18 protein-coding genes are annotated in these 19,826 nt (G+C 52.9%); 7 read left to right on the forward strand and 11 right to left on the reverse strand.

The annotated features are described in order from the left end of the window. Position 1: 1 nt before the first annotated feature. The 4 genes from CYPRO_RS13710 to apaG all read left to right on the forward strand — a co-directional run bounded on the left by CYPRO_RS13710 (position 2) and on the right by apaG (position 4,170). Positions 2 to 1,579, forward strand: coding sequence for an ABC transporter permease (locus CYPRO_RS13710; RefSeq protein WP_333472980.1), 1,578 nt, complete (start codon positions 2 to 4; stop codon positions 1,577 to 1,579). Continuing rightward, complete coding sequence (locus CYPRO_RS13715) at positions 1,576 to 2,685, forward strand: ABC transporter ATP-binding protein (RefSeq protein WP_240644763.1); 1,110 nt, start codon at positions 1,576 to 1,578, stop codon at positions 2,683 to 2,685. Before CYPRO_RS13710 ends, CYPRO_RS13715 begins: the two co-directional genes overlap by 4 nt. Before the next feature lie 84 nt (positions 2,686 to 2,769). Then, the gene (locus CYPRO_RS13720; protein WP_114985153.1) at positions 2,770 to 3,717 is read left to right on the forward strand and encodes a class I SAM-dependent methyltransferase; all 948 of its coding nucleotides are present in this window, start codon (positions 2,770 to 2,772) and stop codon (positions 3,715 to 3,717) included. A 69-nt stretch (positions 3,718 to 3,786) separates the two neighbouring features. After that, entirely contained in the window at positions 3,787 to 4,170 is a 384-nt protein-coding gene (gene apaG, locus CYPRO_RS13725; RefSeq protein ID WP_114985154.1) for a Co2+/Mg2+ efflux protein ApaG, read from the forward strand. A gap of 1,904 nt (positions 4,171 to 6,074) precedes the next feature. On the opposite strand, the gene CYPRO_RS13730 is transcribed toward apaG, so the two are convergent. From CYPRO_RS13730 to CYPRO_RS13760, 7 genes are all read right to left on the reverse strand, one after another. Further along, on the reverse strand, positions 6,075 to 6,965 hold the full coding sequence (locus tag CYPRO_RS13730; RefSeq protein ID WP_114985155.1) for a hypothetical protein: 891 nt from the start codon (positions 6,963 to 6,965) through the stop codon (positions 6,075 to 6,077). Between the two features lie 35 nt (positions 6,966 to 7,000). Continuing rightward, complete coding sequence (locus CYPRO_RS13735) at positions 7,001 to 8,032, reverse strand: hypothetical protein (RefSeq protein WP_114985156.1); 1,032 nt, start codon at positions 8,030 to 8,032, stop codon at positions 7,001 to 7,003. A 91-nt stretch (positions 8,033 to 8,123) separates the two neighbouring features. Beyond that, a complete protein-coding gene (locus tag CYPRO_RS13740; RefSeq protein ID WP_114985157.1) occupies positions 8,124 to 10,601 on the reverse strand; it encodes a hypothetical protein in 2,478 nt (825 codons plus the stop codon). A gap of 26 nt (positions 10,602 to 10,627) precedes the next feature. Further along, positions 10,628 to 11,005: a hypothetical protein gene (locus tag CYPRO_RS13745; RefSeq protein ID WP_114985158.1), complete on the reverse strand. Its 378-nt coding sequence runs from the start codon at positions 11,003 to 11,005 to the stop codon at positions 10,628 to 10,630. Positions 11,006 to 11,121: 116 nt separating this feature from the next. Beyond that, positions 11,122 to 11,793 (reverse strand): hypothetical protein, encoded by a 672-nt coding sequence (locus tag CYPRO_RS13750; protein WP_124245627.1) that lies wholly within the window; start codon positions 11,791 to 11,793, stop codon positions 11,122 to 11,124. 215 nt (positions 11,794 to 12,008) lie between these two features. Continuing rightward, complete coding sequence (locus CYPRO_RS13755) at positions 12,009 to 13,193, reverse strand: IS4 family transposase (RefSeq protein WP_114985160.1); 1,185 nt, start codon at positions 13,191 to 13,193, stop codon at positions 12,009 to 12,011. Positions 13,194 to 13,638: 445 nt separating this feature from the next. Beyond that, complete coding sequence (locus CYPRO_RS13760; RefSeq protein ID WP_240644764.1) at positions 13,639 to 14,199, reverse strand: glutathione peroxidase; 561 nt, start codon at positions 14,197 to 14,199, stop codon at positions 13,639 to 13,641. A 111-nt stretch (positions 14,200 to 14,310) separates the two neighbouring features. On the opposite strand from CYPRO_RS13760, the gene CYPRO_RS13765 reads away from it, so the two are divergent. Genes CYPRO_RS13765 through CYPRO_RS13775 form a run of 3 tightly spaced genes read left to right on the forward strand, consistent with a single transcriptional unit; the run spans position 14,311 to position 16,165 of the window. Continuing rightward, positions 14,311 to 15,054 carry a hypothetical protein gene (locus CYPRO_RS13765; RefSeq protein ID WP_114985162.1) on the forward strand — a complete coding sequence of 248 codons (744 nt, stop codon included), beginning with the start codon at positions 14,311 to 14,313 and terminating at the stop codon, positions 15,052 to 15,054. Between the two features lie 26 nt (positions 15,055 to 15,080). After that, entirely contained in the window at positions 15,081 to 15,410 is a 330-nt protein-coding gene (locus CYPRO_RS13770; RefSeq protein ID WP_114985163.1) for a hypothetical protein, read from the forward strand. Then, positions 15,407 to 16,165 (forward strand): MBL fold metallo-hydrolase, encoded by a 759-nt coding sequence (locus CYPRO_RS13775; protein WP_114985164.1) that lies wholly within the window; start codon positions 15,407 to 15,409, stop codon positions 16,163 to 16,165. Before CYPRO_RS13770 ends, CYPRO_RS13775 begins: the two co-directional genes overlap by 4 nt. A 289-nt stretch (positions 16,166 to 16,454) precedes the next feature. Here CYPRO_RS13775 and CYPRO_RS13780 read toward each other — a convergent pair whose 3' ends face one another. The 4 genes from CYPRO_RS13780 to CYPRO_RS13795 form a co-directional block, all read right to left on the reverse strand. Continuing rightward, positions 16,455 to 17,162: a hypothetical protein gene (locus CYPRO_RS13780; RefSeq protein WP_114985165.1), complete on the reverse strand. Its 708-nt coding sequence runs from the start codon at positions 17,160 to 17,162 to the stop codon at positions 16,455 to 16,457. A gap of 69 nt (positions 17,163 to 17,231) precedes the next feature. Further along, complete coding sequence (pth, locus tag CYPRO_RS13785; RefSeq protein WP_114985166.1) at positions 17,232 to 17,795, reverse strand: aminoacyl-tRNA hydrolase; 564 nt, start codon at positions 17,793 to 17,795, stop codon at positions 17,232 to 17,234. Between the two features lie 401 nt (positions 17,796 to 18,196). After that, positions 18,197 to 18,847: a 50S ribosomal protein L25 gene (locus CYPRO_RS13790; RefSeq protein WP_114985167.1), complete on the reverse strand. Its 651-nt coding sequence runs from the start codon at positions 18,845 to 18,847 to the stop codon at positions 18,197 to 18,199. 20 nt (positions 18,848 to 18,867) lie between these two features. After that, positions 18,868 to 19,797, reverse strand: coding sequence for a ribose-phosphate diphosphokinase (locus CYPRO_RS13795; RefSeq protein ID WP_114985168.1), 930 nt, complete (start codon positions 19,795 to 19,797; stop codon positions 18,868 to 18,870). Positions 19,798 to 19,826 lie beyond the last annotated feature (29 nt).

The following is a 19,826-nucleotide window of genomic DNA, read 5'->3' on the forward strand; positions in this document are numbered from 1 at the left end:
TTTGATTTCCAAGCGCACCCTTTCCGGATTACCCCCCTGGTATTTTTTGGTGCCGGCTGTATTTGTCGGCATCTCGGTGCTTCTGCCGCTCATCTATCTGGTGATTCGCGCCTTTGACGGCGACTGGGCCCAAACTTCGGAACTCGTGCTGCGTCAGCGGAATCTCATTCTGCTCCAAAACACACTCATGCTCACCGGGGGCGTCGTTTTAGTGACGACCCTCATGGCCTTTCCCTTTGCCTGGCTCACAACCCGGACAAACGTGCCCGGCACCAAGCTCATGACCCTGTTAGGCGTGATGCCGCTTGCGATCCCCGGCTACGTGCTCGCCTACTCCCTGCTCGGCGTAGGCGGTACCAACGGCACCCTCGCGCAGCTGTTCGGCATAGTTATCGACCGCCCTTCCGGCTTTTGGGGCTCGCTGCTGGCCATCAGCCTGTACACCTTCCCCTACCTGTTCCTGAACCTTCGCACCGGTTTTATGGGCCTCGATCCCTCCGTGGAAGAAGCGGCCCGATCACTTGGCTACAACAGCCGGCAGATTCTGCTCAAGGTTATCCTTCCGCAGCTGCGGCCTGCCTATCTGGCCGGAGTTCTCATCATCTCCCTCTATGTCATCGGGGATTTCGGCGCTGTTTCGCTCATGCGCTATGAGACCTTCAGCTATGCGCTTTTTCTGCAGTATGAAAGTGCCTTCGACCGGGTGTACGCGGCCTGGATCGCGCTCATGCTGCTGGCCCTCACAAGCACCATACTGATTGCAGAGTACAAGCTGCTGAAAGGACTCTCCCTCTATCGCATAGGCGTGGGTACGGCGCGGCGCACCAAAATCACGGTGCTGAGCAACTGGGGGATTTTGCTGGCCTGGAGCTACGTCATCATCGTGCTTACTGCCGCAGTCGTGGTACCGGTTGTGACCATTTTATTCTGGATGGCACAGGGCGTAGATCCTTTCATCTGGAACTCCTTTGGCTACGCCATTCGGGCGTCGGTTACCGCTTCCGCCCCTGCGGCCCTGCTGGCCATATTTTTTGCGGTACCCCTGGCGTATATCTCCATCCGCTTTCCTTCGCGCATGTCGAATTACCTGCAGCGGTTCGCCTATCTGGGCTATGCAACGCCCCCGCTGGCACTGGCGCTGGCCTTTATCTTTTTCAGCCTTTCGGCCCTGCCGTTTATGTATCAGACCCTGGCCCTGCTGGTATTTGCCTACGCCCTTCACTTTCTCGCGGAGTCAATGGGACCGGTGCGCAGCGCCTTATATCAGGCCCCGCCGCGTATTGAAGAAGCCGCCCGCTCCATGGGCGTGAGCCGCTTCCGCGCGTTCTGGCTCACAACCTTTCCGCTGCTTCGCAACGGAATTGTAGCGGGGGCCGCCTTTGTTTTTTTATCTGCAATGAAAGAACTTCCCATAACCTTTATCTTATCGCCCATCGGGTTTGAGACGCTTGCTGTAAGCGTTTGGGGTTATTCTGCGGAAGCCATGTTTGCCGAAGCCGCACCTTTTGCACTCAGCATACTGTTTTTCTCGGTTTTATTTGTTTATTTGTTATTTGCACGCGAATGGAAAAAAGCATGAACTGCCTGTTACGGGCTACCAATCTCACCAAACGGTTTTCCACTCATGAAACGCCGGTCGTCAGCAAGGTTTCCTTTACGGTTGCCCCGGAGGAAATTTTCGCCATTCTCGGCCCCAGCGGCTGCGGGAAAACGACTACGCTGCGCATGATTGCCGGTTTTGAGCGTACCGATGAGGGTTCCATTCAGCTGAACGGCAAAACCCTGGAATGTCCCTACACACACGTGCCGCCGGAGAAACGCGGCGTGGGCTTTGTTTTTCAGGATTACGCCCTGTTTCCGCACCTGAATGTGCTGGAAAACGTCAAGTTTGGCCTAACCCGCCTTTCCGGGAGTGAACGGTCCTACCGCGCCCTTGAAATGCTGGACCTTATCGGGATGAAGGCCTTCCACAAGCGTATGCCGCATGAGCTTTCAGGCGGACAGCAGCAGCGCGTTGCCCTTGCCCGGGCTCTTGCGCCGCGACCTGCCATGCTGCTGATGGATGAGCCCTTTTCCAACCTCGATGCCGTGCTTCGGCAGTCAACGCGGAATGAGGTCCGCCGTATCCTGAAAGAAGCCCGCATGAGCGCGGTACTCGTAACGCACGATCAGGAGGAAGCCCTCTCGGTTGCCGACCGCATCGGGGTGATGAACAAGGGAAAGCTCGTACAGATCGGGCGCCCCGAAGATGTGTATTACCGTCCGCGGACTTCATTTGTGGCCACTTTCCTGGGACGTACCAACCTGTTTCCGGCACAGGCCTCCGGGCTCGAAGCCAGTTCCGAAATCGGCACGCTCATGCTCGACAAGCCCGCCCGGGGCGACGTCATGCTGTCCCTGCGGCCTGAGCACCTCACCATAGAGCGCGCTACCCCGGCCAACAGCAGCAATTGCTGCGGCCATATCAGCAGCCGTGAGTTCAAGGGGCATGATATCACCTACCATGTGAGCATGCGACAGGGCAACTGCATTGTGCACACCGATAACCGCATGCCGTTTGACATCGGCGACAATGTCGTGGTTCGGCCGCTTGAGCCCGCAGTCGTTCTCGAATATGAAGACGGCCGCGCCAGCCTGACCCCGAGCTTCATGCAGGACACCGACAATCCTGAGCGTCCGCTGTAGCCTGACGGTAAAGCGGAGGCATACCGCTGCCTCTGTCCCTCTCCGCTGCCTTCGTTAATCCCTGCAATTCATTATCTCTGTCCGATGGTTCCGTCACCTGACGCTTCTTCCGCCCACAGCAGCGGACCGCCACGCTGCCCCCTAACAGGTTCGTATGAGGTGAAGCTGCGGTACCATACCCGCGATTACGGCTGTACGGGGGAAGCCTTCGGCGTATGGGAGTCAGAAATAAACGGGCTTTGCTTTACCTGGCCCGTCCCCGAAGCCGACGAGATGGCGCGGTATTACAACATGCCTGCCTACCTTTCCCACAATAGCGAACAGCGGGGATTATTCGCGGCCCTGTATCGCCGCGTACGCACGCACATGCACGGCCGCAAGCTGAAGCTCATTCGGGCCTATGTAAAGCTGCGCAGCGCGAAGGTGCTGGATTTTGGATGTGGTTCCGGGCATTTCGCAGCTTATTTGCAGGCTTCCCGGCCCGGGTGGCAGGTGGCGGGCGTAGAGCCTCACGCAGCGGCTGCAGCCCATGCCCGTGAAGCCCATCAGCTAAGCGTATATCCGGCACTCAGCGAATTGCCAGACGGCGAACACGAACGCCTAAGCCTGATAACCGCCTGGCACGCCCTCGAGCACGTGCACGATCCCCGGGAAACCCTGCTGCAAATGAACCAGCGGCTGGTACATCACGGCAAGCTCATCCTCGCCCTGCCCAACTATCTGAGCTACGACGCACAGGTTTACGGGCAGCACTGGGCCGGTTTGGATACCCCGCGCCATCTATTTCATTTTAGTCCGGCAGGCATCACCAAACTCGCAGCGGCCTGTGGCTTCAGCCTGGAGGAGAAACAGGGGATGCCGTTCGACGCCTTTTATGTAAGTCTGCTGAGTGAAAAATATGCCGGACATGGATTCACGGGTCCGTTGCGCGCCGGTATCACCGCACTGCTGTCCAATATATACGCGGTGTCGAATGTTAACCGCAGCAGTTCTGTTATGTACGTGTTTACAAAAACAAGTGCGCTTTCATAAGAAGCCTTCCCGCGGTATTTTAATTAATCGGATTGTTCAACAGCCGTCAAAAATTACTCCCTCTTTGCCATGACATATACTGAGATTTCCAACGATGTAAAGGTGAGCGTTAAGCCTGTTTTTATTGAAAATGAATCAGACATCATTTCAGGCAAGTACGTGTACGCCTATTTCATTACCATTGAAAACATAGGACCTGACCCCATTAAGCTGCTTACCCGGTACTGGCACATCTCAGATTCAACGGGTGATGTGTATGAGATTGAAGGGGAAGGTGTAATCGGCAGACAGCCCGTCATACAGCCGGGCAAGTCACACAGCTACAACAGCTACTGTGTACTCAAGTCGATGTCCGGCAGCATGAAAGGTTACTACCTCATGCAGCGCGACTCCGGCGAACGCGTAAAAGTAACCATCCCCGTCTTCCAGCTCCGGTCGCACTTGCTGAACTGAAGGGAGATTGAAGGTTGAGGTGTTTCAAATTGTGATGGGATAAATTAATGCTATTCCACAGGTTCTTCGGATTTGCGGGAACCAAACAACTAGCAAAATTAATAGCTGACTACCCAAAACCCGAACTACACCCGAGCTACCCAATTCCCCTCTCGAGAGGGGTGGCCCCGGGACTAAATCATTCAAAGGCAACGGGTTAAAACAGCAATAAAATAAAAAAAGCCCCAGTGCTGGCGGGATGGGGTGTGACGCAGATGTTTGATACATAACCAAAATCAGATTTGGTCCGGGGCCAGGTTAAACCCATGCGTCAACAGACTACGGTATTGGAGTCAACATCGCCGATGTACGCACGCAGTGCGCACCCACGCACCGGTAGAAATGTTTTTTGAGTTGAATGATGAGGATGTGATTTTGAAAAACAGCGGCATGGGTATCGGGGTGGCTGACGCGTTTGGGGCGGGCACGTAGACGCCGCCCCTACGGGTGGGTTCGACGATATATCGCGGCGCGCTGGTGCGCGCGGCGTATTGATCGCCGGTTTATGGTGCCGAAAATGAACACCAAATTCATTGGCCGACCACCAAATTTCATACCACCTCCGGGCTACCTAATTCCCCTCTCGAGAGGGGTGGACCCGGGACTAAATCATTCAAAGGCAACGGGTTAGAACAGCAACAAAATGAAAAAAGGCCACGATGGTGGCGGGACGGGGTGTGGAGATGTTATTAATGGCCACGAAATCCTGATGATGGTAGGGAGGCCTGCAGCTGGTTTCGGATTTATTCCGATGGCGGGATTGAGACGCCGAAATCGGGGTGCGTTCGCGGTTTTATCGCGGTGCGTTGGTGTGCGCCGAGTGGGGTTCGTGACGTAATTCTGGGGTGGCTGACGCGTTTGGGGCGAGCACAAGGCGTCGCCCCTACATTGCGGGTTCTACGTTATATCGCGGCGCGTTGGCACGCGCCGGCTGGGGTTCGTGTCGTGATTTCGGGGTGGCTGACGCGTTTGGGGCGGGCACGTAGACGCCGCCCCTACGGGTGGGTTCGACGATATATCGCGGCGCGCTTGTGCGCGCGGCGTATTGATCGCCGGTTTATGGTGCCGAAAATGAACACCAAATTCATTGGCCGACCACCAAATTTCATACCACCTCCGGGCTACCTAATTCCCCTCTCGAGAGGGGTGGACCCGGGACTAAATCATTCAAAGGCAACGGGTTAGAACAGCAACAAAATGAAAAAAGGCCACGATGGTGGCGGGACGGGGTGTGGAGATGTTATTAATGGCCACGAAATCCTGATGATGGTAGGGAGGCCTGCAGCTGGTTTCGGATTTATTCCGATGGCGGGATTGAGACGCCGAAATCGGGGTGCGTTCGCGGTTTTATCGCGGTGCGTTGGTGTGCGCCGAGTGGGGTTCGTGACGTAATTCTGGGGTGGCTGACGCGTTTGGGGCGAGCACAAGGCGTCGCCCCTACATTGCGGGTTCTACGATATATCACGGCGCAGTGGTGCGCGCCGGGTGGGGTTCGTGACGTGATTCCGGGGTGGCTGACGCGTTTGGGGCGAGCACAAGGCGTCGCCCCTACATTGCGGGTTCTACGTTATATCGCGGCGCGTTGGTGCGCGCCGGGTTGGGTTTGTGACGTGATTTCGGGATGGCTGACGCGTTTGGGGCGGGCACGTAGGCGCCGTCCCTACGGCGGGTTCGACGATATATCGCGGTGCGTTGGTGCGCACCGGTTGGGGTGGTCGTGACGTGATTCCGGGGTGGCTGACGCGTTTGGGGCGGGCACGTAGGCGCCGCCCCTACGGCGGGTTCGACGATATATCGCGGCGCGTTGGCACGGGCCGGCCCTGCATGCGGGTTCCCGGATGTTGTGTTGCTGACGCCCTGTTTTGTCAGGGATGTTGGTTTTGTACGAGTTTGGCGGCGGGGTAGGCGATGATGAGGCGGGATTGGGCTACGGTTGCTGCTTCGGCGCTTTCGTAGGGGCCGAAGAAGACGGAGAGGGCGTTGTTGTAGCGCATGATGCTGTGCCCCGGAAAGCCTTCGCGGAAGGCGAGGTAGTAGTAGTTGAAGATGTCGGTAAAGGTCTGCTGTGCGCGGGATTCCGAAACAAAGCTGCCGACCGCTACGAAGTAGCCCGGCTCCAGCTCGGGGAAGCCGACCGTGTCGCTTATCTCTGAAACGTAGGGCGGGATGACCCGATCCATTACTTCGGGCTGTGTCTCCATGACGCGCAATTCCATCATGAAGCCGACTTCATCATACAAATCCCGCATTTCTTCGCTGAACTGCCGCGCATTCCAGAGGGCCTGCACAGCGGAGGGCGTGTCTCCGGCAAAGGTGTGGAGGTAGGCTTTCAGAAGGAAGATTTCCTCGGTGGGCTCAAGCTCGGCGGAGCGCTCCGCGAGGTGCAGGGCGAGCGGAAGTTTGTTGTCGGCAAACGCACGCTGCGCCATCACGTAGTAGCCCATCATGTAGTTTGATACGGTGCGGTAGAAGCCCTCGAAGGTTTCTTCGAGCGTGGCATCGCTGAACAGCTGATTCAGCTCCGCCTCAATCAGGGCTGATTCACTGCTGCCGTTTGGGTCTGCCTCGTCCTGCTGCGCTGCTTCTGCCGCCGCCGGATCAGCTTCATCTTCCGCGGCCCCGTTTGCGCCGCCAAGAGCCGCACAGCCGCCCTGCAGCAGTCCGAATGCGAGCAGGGTGAGCAGAAGTACAGATGTGTACATGCGCCTGCGCAGGGATGTTGGGATTACTTCAGTAAAATAATTGATGCCCGTCATGATTCCGCTGTTTTTTTAAAAATGAGGTGTAAACATCAGGCCTTTTTTCTTTTTCCGGATGGCGCAGCTGAATCCGTGTTGCCGGCACTGCCGTTTTCGTCAGCTCCGGCTGCCGCCATTTGCGGCTGCATGCCTGTACGGTTACGGTTCAGGATCCAGGTGATCAGTACAACGGCTGCAACAAGGACGCCGAAAATGAGCAGCAGCAAAATCTCCTGAAAGCTGAGCTGCTGAAAGAATCCGGCCTTTTGGGGATCATCGGTGGTGTCGGCAACGGCTGCGGTCAGGCCTAAGTCATCTTCCATTTCGTCGAGCCAGGCATCGATTTCATCCGAACTGCTGATCAGATCATCGCTCAGGGTATCGGCCCTGACTGCGCCGGAACGGCTGAGTACACTTTGCGGGAATCGGTGATGAATTACTTCCAGCTTATCCCCCCGGTCGGCCTGCAGTTTGGCTGTTGTGGTGATGATGAGGTTCATGAAATCCAGCTCCTCATCGCCGAAGGCCTCATCAACAATCAGACGGATGGTGATGTTTTCGATTTCGATACGGGTGTATTCCGGGGTGCGGTTGTCTTCCATATCGGGGATGGCTTCCTGCAGCTGCCGGAAAATAAAGCCGGGCACGCGGGGAACACCCGGTACATCAAAGCGGGGGACGTCCTCTTCCTGCTGTGCCTCTTCCCGGGCCCGCTCCTGCTGCCGCAGTACGACAAGATAGCCCTCAATAAAGGTATCAACGACAAAACTTGAGGTGTTAAAGTAGCGCTCAAGTGCGCGGGAGATCAGCAGGTCATACTGCTGCTCGAGCATGGCAATTTCGAGCGGGCTGTCGACTTCAGCGAGGCGGAAGCCGTAGCTGAGTTCGGGGGTAAGCTGCGGCGCCTGCGGACGGACTTCCTGATCCTGACTGCGCACAACCTCAATTTGCCCCTGCTGCGCCTGCAGCGGGAGGGGTGTACCGAATAAAAGTAGGACTACAAACAGCAGTCCTGCCAAGCTTACAAAACGGGTTTTCAATTTAAACCGCAGGGCTTGCCCTCCGGCACGGGATAAAGTATTCATCGCACAAGGTGGTTTTTCGGATTGGAGGATTTTTCAAAAAAAGCAGCGCAAAAGCCCCGCCCCTTGCCCGCCTGACAAGTAGGCAGGCGTGCTAACGGTTCAGCTCTTCGAGAATGGCTTCCACATCGGGGATTTCGATATTGGGGTTGAGCCTGCGGGCACGCTGCCAGTACTGCATGGCCTGCTCCTGATCGCCGGTTTCAGACCGTTCGAGGGATTCGGTAACGACGCGCAGGGCCTGATCAAAATCGCCGCTGGTAAAGTGCTGCTGCGCAAAGGTAAACAGGCGCAGGGCTTCGCGGGCATCGCTGCGCAGCTGTCGCTCAAGCCGCGGCTGTTCGCCCAGCAGGGTCCGCACGGCTTCTATACGGGTACGGGCGTTTACCACAACTTCCTCGGCAAGCAGGCTTGGGATCACTTCTTCGGTTTCTACCGGGAATAATTCTATATTTAAGCCGTCAACGTAGTCGCCAAAAGTAGTGGGTTTGATTTCGAAGGAATAAACATCCCCGGGCGCCAGACCTAATAAATCCAGCTGCGCTGAACTCACCTCCAGAAGGTAGCGCCCGGGGGGTATATTCATCAGGAAGAAATCTCCTGAGTTAAAGGTGCGAATGGTTTCGCGGAAACTGTTGTCCTGCCCTATCACTTCTAAACGCACTCCGCCTACACCGCGAGAGCCTTCAGGCCGTACGAGGGAAACCATGCCCTCAATCGTACCGCTTTGGTAGAAGGGAATTTCAATACGCTTGTACTGATTGGGGTCGGCAATAAAGGAAAACTTATCCTGCGCAGGCACAAGGGTTGCGTTGGGAATCATGCGCTCGATAATTTCGAGGTTGTAGCGGGCGTAGCTTTGGAGCTGCGTGAGGCGCACGATCCCATCCCGGCCTACATCTCCCCGACCGCTGCCGCTCAGGCGAATGGCGTTATACGGCAGTATTTCATCACCTTCATCAAAAGTGCCGGAATTGTTTTTATCGATAAAAAGAATTACGCTTGCCGCGGCACGGCCGACCTGATTGCGGAAGGTAGGCTGTATGACGCCTGAACGCGAATCCAAGCCTAAGGAGCCGCGCACCGAATTTCGCATGCTGTAGCGCTCACGCTGATACGAATGCGAAGTAGTAACGGCAACTTTGTTGTCTAAACGGAAATTCAGGCTGAAGCGAAACACGGTGCGGCTACTGGCAAAAGCGTGCCCCATGGAAAGCTGCAGATTACCCTCGCCGAATATACGACGGCTGATTTGCACATCCATATCCCTGAATTCGCCTAAATCTATATCGTAGGTGCTGCTGATTCGGGCCGTAGTACCCGTCAGAATATCCATAAACTCAGGTAAACCCAGCCCGCGACGCACGCCATAACTCAGGCTTGTACGCAGGGTCTGATTGGTAAACTCAACGCCCTCATCCCCCCGGTCAAAAATGCGGGTACGATACTGTAGCTGGAAATTACTTGCAAACAGCCGGTAATTGGTATCCGCACCAAAATCATATTCCGAAAGCCCGTCGTTATAGGTAAGCGAACGAATCTGCAGACGAAGCGGCAGGGGCCGAACCGGCAGCCCGAGGCTCAGGCTGGATTCACTGCTTAGGTCACGGGTATTAAACACAGAAGCCCCGTCGTAGTACCGGTGCCGCGCATTCAGGCTAACATTATTGGGGTACACAACCGCAACGCTTCCCTCATAATACGCATCGGGTGCAAAATCGGCGTTGAGGAGATACTGAGAAAGTACGCGGGCTGAAAAGCCGCCATACACAAAAGGATCCGCATCTTCTACATAGTCAGTGCCGATGCGGGTTGTCAGCCATTTGGTGACCCCATAGGACAGGCGTCCCGAGCCCACAAAAAGACGATCCCGCCCGAGTAGTTCGGCACCCTGAATCTGATAGCCGCCATCTACGTGATAGGTCAGAACGCCCTGCGGCTGGAAACTGAACGGGGTCTGAATGCGAAGGGAACGACGCTCAATACGCCCGTCCGTAAAATAAAATACTTTTTCGAGCCGGGTCTGCCCGTAGTTGAGCGGGATGTCAAACTTATAGTAGCCCGTTGCATCAGCCGTTGTGAACTGTACGAGCTGATTGTTCATATAAAGTTCGACCGTTGCGTCGGCTTCGGTTGTGCCGTCCTGACGGATGGTCCCAAAGAAGTAGCGCGCTTCGATCGGCTCGTTGGTAATGGCAGCCCCGCGGATATTACGGGCGCGCAGGCCGCCACTGCGGACTTCTCCGGCATCAATTCGGCTCAGCAAGCTTGATTCCGGTCGCGCGTATTCCCAGCGGATGTTTGAAAAGCCGGTATTGATCTGCCCGTCACTTGAAAATCCATTGAGGCCTCCGCGAATGGCACCGCCAAGAAAAGCTGCACCGCCGTCAAAGTTGAAGTTTAAATTTTGTTGCTCAAAGTCTCCGGTTGAACTTATGGTATAATCTATGAATCCTACGTCAAAAAGCGGTCTGCGCTGCGGGTGTGTAAGGGGATAAAACTGACGCCCCTTCTGCATTTCTTCGATTCTTGCACGCGCACGCAGCCGCTGTTCAAATTCTACAACAGGCACCGTAAGCCGTGTTTCGAGGGATAGGGTTAAGCAAAAATATCGGGGGTAAAATGAAGCCCGAATACTTCCGAGAACAATTCCGGTGACAAAAAATAATCTGTCTCTGTTATCACAAAATGTTCAGGTCCATAGCTTTCAAACTGTGGACTTTGAGTACCGTCGAATGCAATCATATACCGGTCAAATACTATCTGATATGGGATATTCTGTTCGATGAAAAAACCCCGAATCATAAAATTCCCCCTGTCAATTTCCATGTTAATCATAAGTAAGCTAAACAGCTCGGCAACAGGAAGTAAAATACGATCGGAATCATAATCATATAGAATAGTCACAAACACGTGCCCTACAGCCTGATACCGGAAAGTAGCAAGTACTTCTTCGGTATCAGAAGCTGAGGACATAGCTGTAGTTGCCCTAATCTCCGTCGGCGTATGTAAGCATAACATACCTACACAGCACAGCATCAAGATACGGCTGATTGTATGTACCCGCATGAATTGTGGCACAACGGTAAATTTTACGGAATTGTAATTTCCTGCTCAAAGATGACAGGCTCAGCTCTGATAATATCCGACGGGTTAAGGTCAGCTCGATCTGTCAGGAATTCAAATCTCACAATGTATGAGCCTGCTTCTAATGGTTCATCCAAAGGAATCGCAAGTCTGTTTAATATTTCAAAAGCAACGCCAACAGTTCCACTACCGGATACAACCGTTTGCCCCGAGCCGTTAATCAAAGAAGCTCGGAGGGTACCTAAAAAGGGACTGTTTCCGGTTCTTCTTAATGATGAAAACAATTGAATGTCGCTTTCATTTATCTGATAGTTGAAATCTTCAACAACTATACCTGTCGTTACATTGCCTTTACGATAGTTGATTGAAAAGCCTTGGACGAATCGATAATTAATTCGCGTAACAAGCTCACCTTCCTGACGTTCTGCTTCAATTTCTTCAATAGTTCTGCCTGCTTCTTCAGAAGTTACCGTTAAACGGGCAAAATATGTCCCATCTTCTAAATCGGGTCCAGGAATAACCTGAATTCTGACTGTTCTTTGTTGTCCGCCTTCCAAGGTAAATCTTCTTGGGAAAATCCTGATTTTTTCTGAAAGATCGAATGCAGACGCATTGAAAGGATCGTCGTACGTAACAGTTCTGTTTCCAACAGAATCAGAGATTACATACCCAAACAAAGATTCAATTGATACTTCTTGAGGCGCATCACCTCTGTTGCTTACAAAAAATGATGTTGCGTTTTGCCTGTCACTAATAAAAATAGGAGTAGGTGCTACGCTTAGTTGTGCTTTAAGACTAACTGTTCCTAACCACAGCTGTCCAAAACGATTTGAGATTTGGGAAATACCGGCTCCTCCGGCTATTTAGGACAGATTATATCGATTTTAGCAAATCAATCCCCCCACTCAAATAAACTCATCTGTATGGGGGCTGTTTCAACAACGGTTTCTGGTGGTTTAAAAGGCTCGTTCAGCAGTTTTTGCAGATCAAACTTCACGAATAGGTTTACCCGAAGAAAGGCGACCATATTGGACAAACACCAGCCATAGGTTGCGATGGCCTTCATGTACTTCAAGATCAGGATCGTAATCATCGCTGTCCAAATCTGAATGAGCACGGCATTGGTCGTTGTGCCCAGAAATGACTTGATTTTGAGCAGCTGCTTGATGTCTTTGAAGAACTGTTCGATATCCCAACGGGCTCTGTACAGCTCACTGATGGTGTTTGCTGTCCAGGAAAACTGGTTGGTGATCAGTTCGATGGTTTGATCTTTTTCGGCGTCATAAGCCACCACCCGTCGTAATTTAGCAGGATAGTTCTTATAGCTTTCAGGCTTGCTCAGTTCGACATATTCATCGATCAGTATGTGCTGATGGCGGTTGTCTGGCAGAGGTTTTTCGGCGAGCCGCTTGAACTGGACAGATTTTTTAAGGCGTATCACAAAATAGCTGCCCTCGGTTTTCCATCGGTACAAGGTCGGAAAATCAACATAAGCGCGGTCGGCAACGACTACTGAATCCGCTGGCAACGACAATGTTTTGGCAACAGTGGAGTCGTGCGGCTTGCCATCGGTCATCTGTATTAAAACCGGCAGGCAACCGTCATAATCCAGCAGGGTATGTAGTTTTATGGCGCCCTTCTTTTTGCGGAATTTGGCCCAATCGTACAGACCCAGACATAAACTGATGGTCGTTGAATCCAACAGCAGGATCTTGCTTTTGATCCTGAAGCGGGTTTGTCGGAAACGCCCCATTGCAGCCAGTTTCTTCATCATCACAAAGTAGTAGTCTTTGAAAAGGCCCCACTCGCGATGCTTATTTTGATAGGAAAGCGAGGATTTACAAGGTGCTCTGTTGACACCTAAATGGTTAAGATTGCCACTGGAGGATTTTAACCCGTTACAAACATCTCGCAGGGAACTTAACTTGGAGAACTGGCAAAACAGCATAGTCACCAAATGAGTCCAGCTGGTAATACCCTTAACATGTTTGTCTGAACTGTATTTTTTAACCAGCTTTTTGAAGCTTGGTCGGTCCAGGGTCTGCATAATCTGCGCAAATAACGTTACATTGGCCATAGTCAGTGATTTTTTAGGTTGGGTAGGACCTCCTAAAATAACAAAGCCCCGGCTTCGGGGCTTTCACTGGCTACTTTTCAAACGTTTTGGACAGATGTGCATATATATATATATAGACCCATACGCTAAGTCACTGACCGATATTAAGTCAATGCTTAAATATTAAACTTACAAAGGGGCATTACTACGGTTTTCTGCTGCCTGAAATCAGCTTTTGTTACGAATCCAATGTTGTTTCACCTATTTTACGAAATTACACCAATTATTCAAACCTGCTTTGCGCTTTTATACTTTACGTGTAACCTAACGTTTTACCATATTTTTAACTACTTCTACTATTTTCCGAACATCCTAAAAAACAAAAGGCTATCTGCGCTAAAGCAACAGAAAGCCTTGACCCCTTATGTATTAAATGTTTATTTAAGTTCGGTTTTTGTTTCCCGAATTATTCAAGCAGCGCGTCAATACTTGCGGTAACATCCGTATGCATAGGGTTGGTCCTTGAGCCGAACCTACGGATGAGGTTGCCTTGCTGATCCAACAGAAATTTTTCAAAATTCCAGCGAATGTCCCCCTCTGTATCAGGATTAGGGCTGCTGGTTAACAGGGTAAATAAAGGATGCTGTTCTGCACCGCGCACGGAAATGCGGCTGAACATAGGGAAGGTTACCCCGAAATTGCGCTCACAAAAGGCTGCGATATCTTCATCGGCCTCAAACTCCTGTCCGCCAAAGTCGGCTGACGGAAAACCAAGAATGGTAAAGTCACGGTCAGCATAGGTTTCATACAACTGCTGAAGTTCCCTATATTGGGATGTAAAACCACACTTTGAAGCCGTGTTCACGATTAGCACAACGGAGCCTTTAAACTGGCTCAAGTCTTTTTCTTCCCCGCTGAGGGTGGTCATGGTGAAATCAAAAATGCCTTTTTCAGGATTTTGATCAGAGCCCGCAGACGGGATAACTGTTCCGGAAAGCATAAGAAGTAAGAGTAATGTTGTCATCATATTTCGGTTGGTTAACAGGTAGGCTTTGAAATTATACTGCTGTTCTTAACGTTCCGCACCATACCTTAGTCAGGCCCTTAAATTTCTTCCCTATCAAGCCTTTTTTAATTCATGAAATCACCTGCAGCCCTGTTTTGTACGCTTTTACTTGCCCTGCTTCTGGCTGACGACCTTCAGGCGCAAATGTTTTCTGTATCTGCCGGTACACAGCGGCAGCAGCTGCTACTCACTACCCCCAGCAGTGCCGGTACTTTTCTGGAGTTTGCCGATTTCTCCCTGTTTGGGAGCATTGCTGAGCATGCAAACATTCCTGACTACAGCTTCGACGGGGTACTTTACGGATTGTATGTCCGCACCCCCGGGTTGGTTTTTCAGCTTGCTGACCGCACTTCGCTCGGCCCGGAAGAGGATATCAGGGCTACGTTTGCCAGTCTGGGCCTGCTCGCACCAGCGACCATCCGTACCGGACGCACCTTCCGTATTGGTATTCCCTTTGGCCTGAGCACCGATTATACGCTGGTACGCACCCGGCAAACGGCCAACACAAGTGCCGAATTCGCCCAGAATTCGGTTTACATTTCGGCGGGGCTCGACTTTCTGTTTCAGCTCACGCAGCGGGTGCAGCTGCATGCGGTTTCGCAGCCGTCCATTGGTTTTACGGTGGGCTCGTACGGTGCGACCGGCGGCGCTTCCTACAAACTTACGCAGGATGTATTTTTCAATGTAACGCAGCTGGCCGGCATTTTTGGCCTGCAGGCGGGCTATACGGCCGCTTTCTACCGCTTCAGCAATTCCGATGCTGAATTCCGCTACGACTGGTCGTCGCACCGGCTTCGCTTAGCCCTTACCTTTTGAGATTTTAAAAAGCTGATATTTGATTCATGCGCTCCGAGAAACTTTTGATGGAACTTGAAGAACTGCTGCAACAGCTCGGCTATGTTGTGCGAAAAGAGCGGGGCAGTTTTAAAGGAGGATTTTGCCTGCTGGAAGGTGAGAAAATCATTATGCTGAACAAAAACCAGCCCCCCGACTATCTTGTTGGGGTCATTGCCCGTTTTCTGATCGATAACAGCCACGATATTGAGCTCGACAGCCTGTTCATCAAACCCGCAACCCGTAAACATCTGAACGAGAGGATTCGGGCTGCCCGGCAGATTTCCGAACAAAAAGCTTCCGGAAGGCCCAACCCGCTCAGCCCGGACTACGCATGAAACTTACTTTTTTAGGCACCGGCACTTCCATGGGCGTACCTGTAGCCGGCGGCTTCGGTCGTGAAACCCCAACCGGCGACTCCCGTGATGAGCGCTACCGCACATCGGCCTGGGTCAAAACACCTGAATGCTCTATCCTGATCGATACCGGTCCTGAGTTTCGGCTGCAAACCCTGCGCGCCGGCATACGCAACATTGATCTGCTGCTGCTCACCCATGAGCATACCGACCACATTGCCGGTCTCGATGACCTGAGGCCCTACAACTATGCGCGCCGTGCCCCCCTGCCGGCCTACACGACCCAAAGCTGCATCGACGCCCTGCACCGCCGCTTTCACTACATGTTTCCGCCGCACAAAACACCGGGCTCCGTTGATCTGGACCTTCACGTTCTTGATCAGCCCCTTACCTTTGGGGACTGCACCATCACCCCCCTGCCCGTAGATCATACCGTAATGGATGTGCTCGGCTTTCGGATCAATGACCTTTCCTACGTTACCGATGCGAAGATTATTCCGGAGTCAACCCGTGAGCGCATTCGCGGCTCCAAAGTCCTGGTCCTGAACGGGCTGCGCTGGGAACCCGATCACCCAACGCACATCACTATTCCCGAGGCAGTTGAAATCGCAACCGAGCTGGAAATCCCTATGACCTATCTGGTTCATATCTCTTCCTATGTGATACACAAAGAAGTGACCGCAAAGCTCCCGTCACACGTTCAGCTGGCCTACGATCAGCTGACCATTGAGGTCTGATTTTTGGGGGACGGCGGACGGCGGACCGCTGACCGCGGGGCAGGTTAATGACAGGAGTTCTTTGCTTTATCAGCTTTTTTTGGGTACCAGCTTTTTTTTGGTAAAGGCGTTGCGCCTGTTGGGAAGACTTTGAGCCCTTTACGCGCCGGCTTGCTGTGCTGCTGAAAAAAAGCAACGCCTTCATCTTTGACTTGGGAGCCCGGAAACTGTCACGAAAGACCGTGATGTTCTCTGCGTTTCCCCCAAAAATAAAAAAAGGCGGGCTACCGCGGCAGCGGCTGGAGTCAGGCTACCGGAGCCGTGTTTCCGGGAATACTTCTTCAAAGCCGTGCGGCGGGCGGTCGAGGGTCCAGGTTTCGAAGTAAAAGAGGCGTTCGCTTCGGGCGCGTTTCCCGTTTATGCTGAAGTAGCGCAGCCCGGGTGAGCCGGTGAGGGGCTGGTAGCGTTCGAAGAAGGCTTCGTATATGTTGGCCTTTGAAAACAGGTGCAGATCCAGGCCGTCGTGCGCCTGCTCGGTGAAGAGTACGAGGCAGCCAGCGTCGAGTACGGGCGTCATGTGCGCGATTTTTTCCCGCACACTGAGCGCAGGGGTAAAGAGGTCGGGGCTTATGTTGCTGCCTTCCCGGGCCCACTGTTCGGCCGCTTCCGTGCTGCATAAGACGAGGGTTTCGCCGGGTTTGGAGGGCTGCCAGGTCGCGCTGCTGTCTGCACCCGGCAGCATGCCGTTTTGCCCGATCCATAGCCGGGGAGCAATGGCTTTTAAGAAGCCGTCAAACAGGCGGTCGAAGGCCTGCAGTCGGGTGAATCCGAAGCGGGGCTCGCTGCCGTTTTCGAAGCATGTGCCCGTAAAGTAGAATTTGGAATAGACCGGTACGGGTTTGAGGAATTCTTCAAGGGTTGAGGCACGCTGCTGTTCCCGGCGCGGATCGGCTTCGCCGGAGAGCTGCTCAAGCCTGAGGTCATGTTCAAAGATGAGTTTAAAAATATCGGTATGCATGGCGGTAGGTCTGCGTTTTTTTATCGGCAGCAATCGCGGATGGCCCGCATGCTGGCTGCGCTTCGGGATTTATGAAGCATTAAATTGGTTCATGGTTTGCACCATTCCCTGCCGCACAAAGCACTGTACGCCTTCAGCGGCCTTTTCGAGACTCTCCTGAATAAGGGGCTCTTCGGCTGGTTCAAAGGGTGACAGGACGTAGTCCGCCTGCCGGCCGCGGGCGAAGGTGTTGCCAATGCCAAAGCGCAGCCGGGGAAAGCGCTGTGTTCCGGTTCGGGCGATGATATCGGCTATGCCGTTGTGTCCGCCGGCTGAGCCTTTGTCCCGGAACCGGATTTTTCCTGGGGGCAGGTTGAGGTCGTCGTAGCAAATCAGGCATTTGTCGAGGCTCGTTTTGTGTACCACCAGCGCTTTTGTGACGGCGCTTCCGCTGCGGTTCATAAAGGTCTCGGGTTTCAGCAATACGAGCGGCTTGCCCTTAAACCGGCCCGCTGCTTCGCGCCAGGGGCCTCTGCCGGGTTCGAAATCCAGTCCAAGCTCCTGCGCCAGAAGGTTGACGAGCGCGAAGCCGATATTATGACGCGTACCGTGATAATCCGGACCAATATTTCCCAATCCGATAATAATATGCATTTCCGGTGTACGGGTTATGTGCGGTTGTTCATCTGCAAGGGCGCATAGCAACACGCAAGGTGCTGCGGCAGCTTATAATTTATTTGTTATGCGCTGATTGCAGAAAGAATCAGCCCAAAAGCTGCGGGCTTTACGGGCTTTTGCCTGAACCTGCAAGCTACAGATGGATGGTCTTTAGTGAAGTGTACTGACTTAAATAAGCGCGTTTACGGTCCGAAACCGGGACGTAAGCGTACACGCCGCGTGTTTTCGGAAACGTTGCGCCTTTGCCGGGTCGCTGACGACCAGAAACAACAAGCGCCGCAACTCATGGAGTGCGGCGCCTGCCTAAAAACACTGCTTTTCAGCGGTAAAGAAAGGTTTTTAACGAACAGCAAGTGCCCGCAAACAGAAGCTTTGGTTTAGGCTTCAGCGGTTTCTGCTGCAGCTGCTTCTGCGCCTTCTGCACCTTCATCATCATCATCATCATCAAGTTCGGAGATGGCAATTCCGGTCGCGCCTTTTGGCGGACGGATTACCACAATGGTACGTTCGCCCGGGGTGAGGATTTCAAGGTTTTTGGACTTGATCCGGCGGACCTTAAGGGTGTTACCAATTTGCATTTTCCCGATGTTCACCACAAACTCAGCGGGGATGTTTTCGGGAAGACACTTGATCTGAAGATCGCGAAGCGGCTGATACAGACGTCCCCCTTCGGTTACGCCCGGAGGGTTGCCTTCGAGACGAATCGGCACTGTAATGGTGAGCGCCTTGTCAGGGGAGGTCGCGTAGAGGTCAACGTGAAGGGGACGGTCGGTAACGGGATGGAAGTCAACGTTCTGAATAATACATTTGCATTCCTTGCCATCGACTTTGATAAGAAGGAACTCCTTCTCAACGACGCTTACCATTTTATCAACGTCAACTTCGGGCAGCGCAACATTGATATTCTCTTTAACACCCGGGCCATAGATTACAGCGGGTACCAGTTTTTCATTGCGAAGCTTACTGCTCGGTTTGCTGCCGCTTTCCCGGGCGTTCACTTCTAATTCTACGACTTTAGGGTTTTTCATAATGTTTCCTTGTAAGTTAATTAATCATCAAACAGAGTACTGATCGAATCATCCGTGTAAATCCGGCGGATGGCGTCAGCGAAAATACCAGCTACACTCAGCACCTTTATTTTATCGGAATGACGCTGCAGCGGGATGGAATCAGAAACGAGGAGCTTATCAATGCAGGATTGTTCAATGCGCTGATAAGCTGGTCCTGAAAGAATCGGGTGTGTACCCGCAGCAACGACCGTTTTGGCCCCGCGGGCTTTGAGCGCGTCGGCGGCATTGGTGAGGGTTCCTGCGGTATCAATGAGGTCATCGACCATCAGAACGTTTTTTCCTTCTACTTCACCAATGACGTTCATGACTTCGGCGACGTTTTGCTGTGGCCGTCTTTTATCCACAAAAGCAAGTCCGGCACCGAGACGCTTCGAGTAGGAGCGCGCCATTTTGAGGCTGCCGACATCCGGCGCGACAACCACAAGGTCTTCAATCGGATTGCTTTTGAAGTAGTCCACAAATATGGAGCCTGCATACAGGTGATCAAGCGGGATATCAAAGAAACCCTGAATCTGCGGTGCGTGCAGATCCATTGTGAGCACCCGGTCAGCACCTGCCGATGCAATCAGATTGGCCATCAGCTTGGCTGCAATGGATACGCGCGGCTGATCTTTGCGATCCTGCCGTGCATAGCCAAAATACGGTATTACAGCGGTAACGCGGTGGGAGGACGCCCTTTTGGCTGCATCTATCATGAGAAGGAGCTCAATGATACTGTCTGCCGTAGGCGTAGATTGAATGATATAAGTATCAACCCCCCGGATGCTTTCCTTAAACTTTACGTACAGTTCGCCATCAGAGAAATTTTTGATGGTGACCTCTCCCAAGGTACTGCCGTACTCCTCTGCAATGGCGCGGGATAATGACAGATTACTGCGACCTGCGAATATAGCGAGCGGCTTATCCAAGGGTGATGCGGCTGAAGGTTATACGTAAT

Source organism: Cyclonatronum proteinivorum (genome assembly GCF_003353065.1).
Lineage (GTDB): Bacteria > Bacteroidota > Rhodothermia > Balneolales > Cyclonatronaceae > Cyclonatronum > Cyclonatronum proteinivorum.

What these genes read in the sequence shown, in the direction of transcription:
- CYPRO_RS13760 (WP_240644764.1), bottom strand. Translation starts at nt 14,199, where the DNA reads ATGATGACAACATTACTCTTACTTCTTATGCTTTCCGGAACAGTTATC.
- CYPRO_RS13730 (WP_114985155.1), bottom strand. Translation starts at nt 6,965, where the DNA reads ATGACGGGCATCAATTATTTTACTGAAGTAATCCCAACATCCCTGCGC.
- CYPRO_RS13735 (WP_114985156.1), bottom strand. Translation starts at nt 8,032, where the DNA reads ATGAATACTTTATCCCGTGCCGGAGGGCAAGCCCTGCGGTTTAAATTG.
- apaG (WP_114985154.1), top strand. Translation starts at nt 3,787, where the DNA reads ATGACATATACTGAGATTTCCAACGATGTAAAGGTGAGCGTTAAGCCT.
- CYPRO_RS13790 (WP_114985167.1), bottom strand. Translation starts at nt 18,847, where the DNA reads ATGAAAAACCCTAAAGTCGTAGAATTAGAAGTGAACGCCCGGGAAAGC.
- CYPRO_RS13720 (WP_114985153.1), top strand. Translation starts at nt 2,770, where the DNA reads ATGGTTCCGTCACCTGACGCTTCTTCCGCCCACAGCAGCGGACCGCCA.
- CYPRO_RS13765 (WP_114985162.1), top strand. Translation starts at nt 14,311, where the DNA reads ATGAAATCACCTGCAGCCCTGTTTTGTACGCTTTTACTTGCCCTGCTT.
- CYPRO_RS13775 (WP_114985164.1), top strand. Translation starts at nt 15,407, where the DNA reads ATGAAACTTACTTTTTTAGGCACCGGCACTTCCATGGGCGTACCTGTA.
- CYPRO_RS13770 (WP_114985163.1), top strand. Translation starts at nt 15,081, where the DNA reads ATGCGCTCCGAGAAACTTTTGATGGAACTTGAAGAACTGCTGCAACAG.
- pth (WP_114985166.1), bottom strand. Translation starts at nt 17,795, where the DNA reads ATGCATATTATTATCGGATTGGGAAATATTGGTCCGGATTATCACGGT.
- CYPRO_RS13745 (WP_114985158.1), bottom strand. Translation starts at nt 11,005, where the DNA reads ATGTCCTCAGCTTCTGATACCGAAGAAGTACTTGCTACTTTCCGGTAT.
- CYPRO_RS13780 (WP_114985165.1), bottom strand. Translation starts at nt 17,162, where the DNA reads ATGCATACCGATATTTTTAAACTCATCTTTGAACATGACCTCAGGCTT.
- CYPRO_RS13755 (WP_114985160.1), bottom strand. Translation starts at nt 13,193, where the DNA reads ATGGCCAATGTAACGTTATTTGCGCAGATTATGCAGACCCTGGACCGA.
- CYPRO_RS13715 (WP_240644763.1), top strand. Translation starts at nt 1,576, where the DNA reads ATGAACTGCCTGTTACGGGCTACCAATCTCACCAAACGGTTTTCCACT.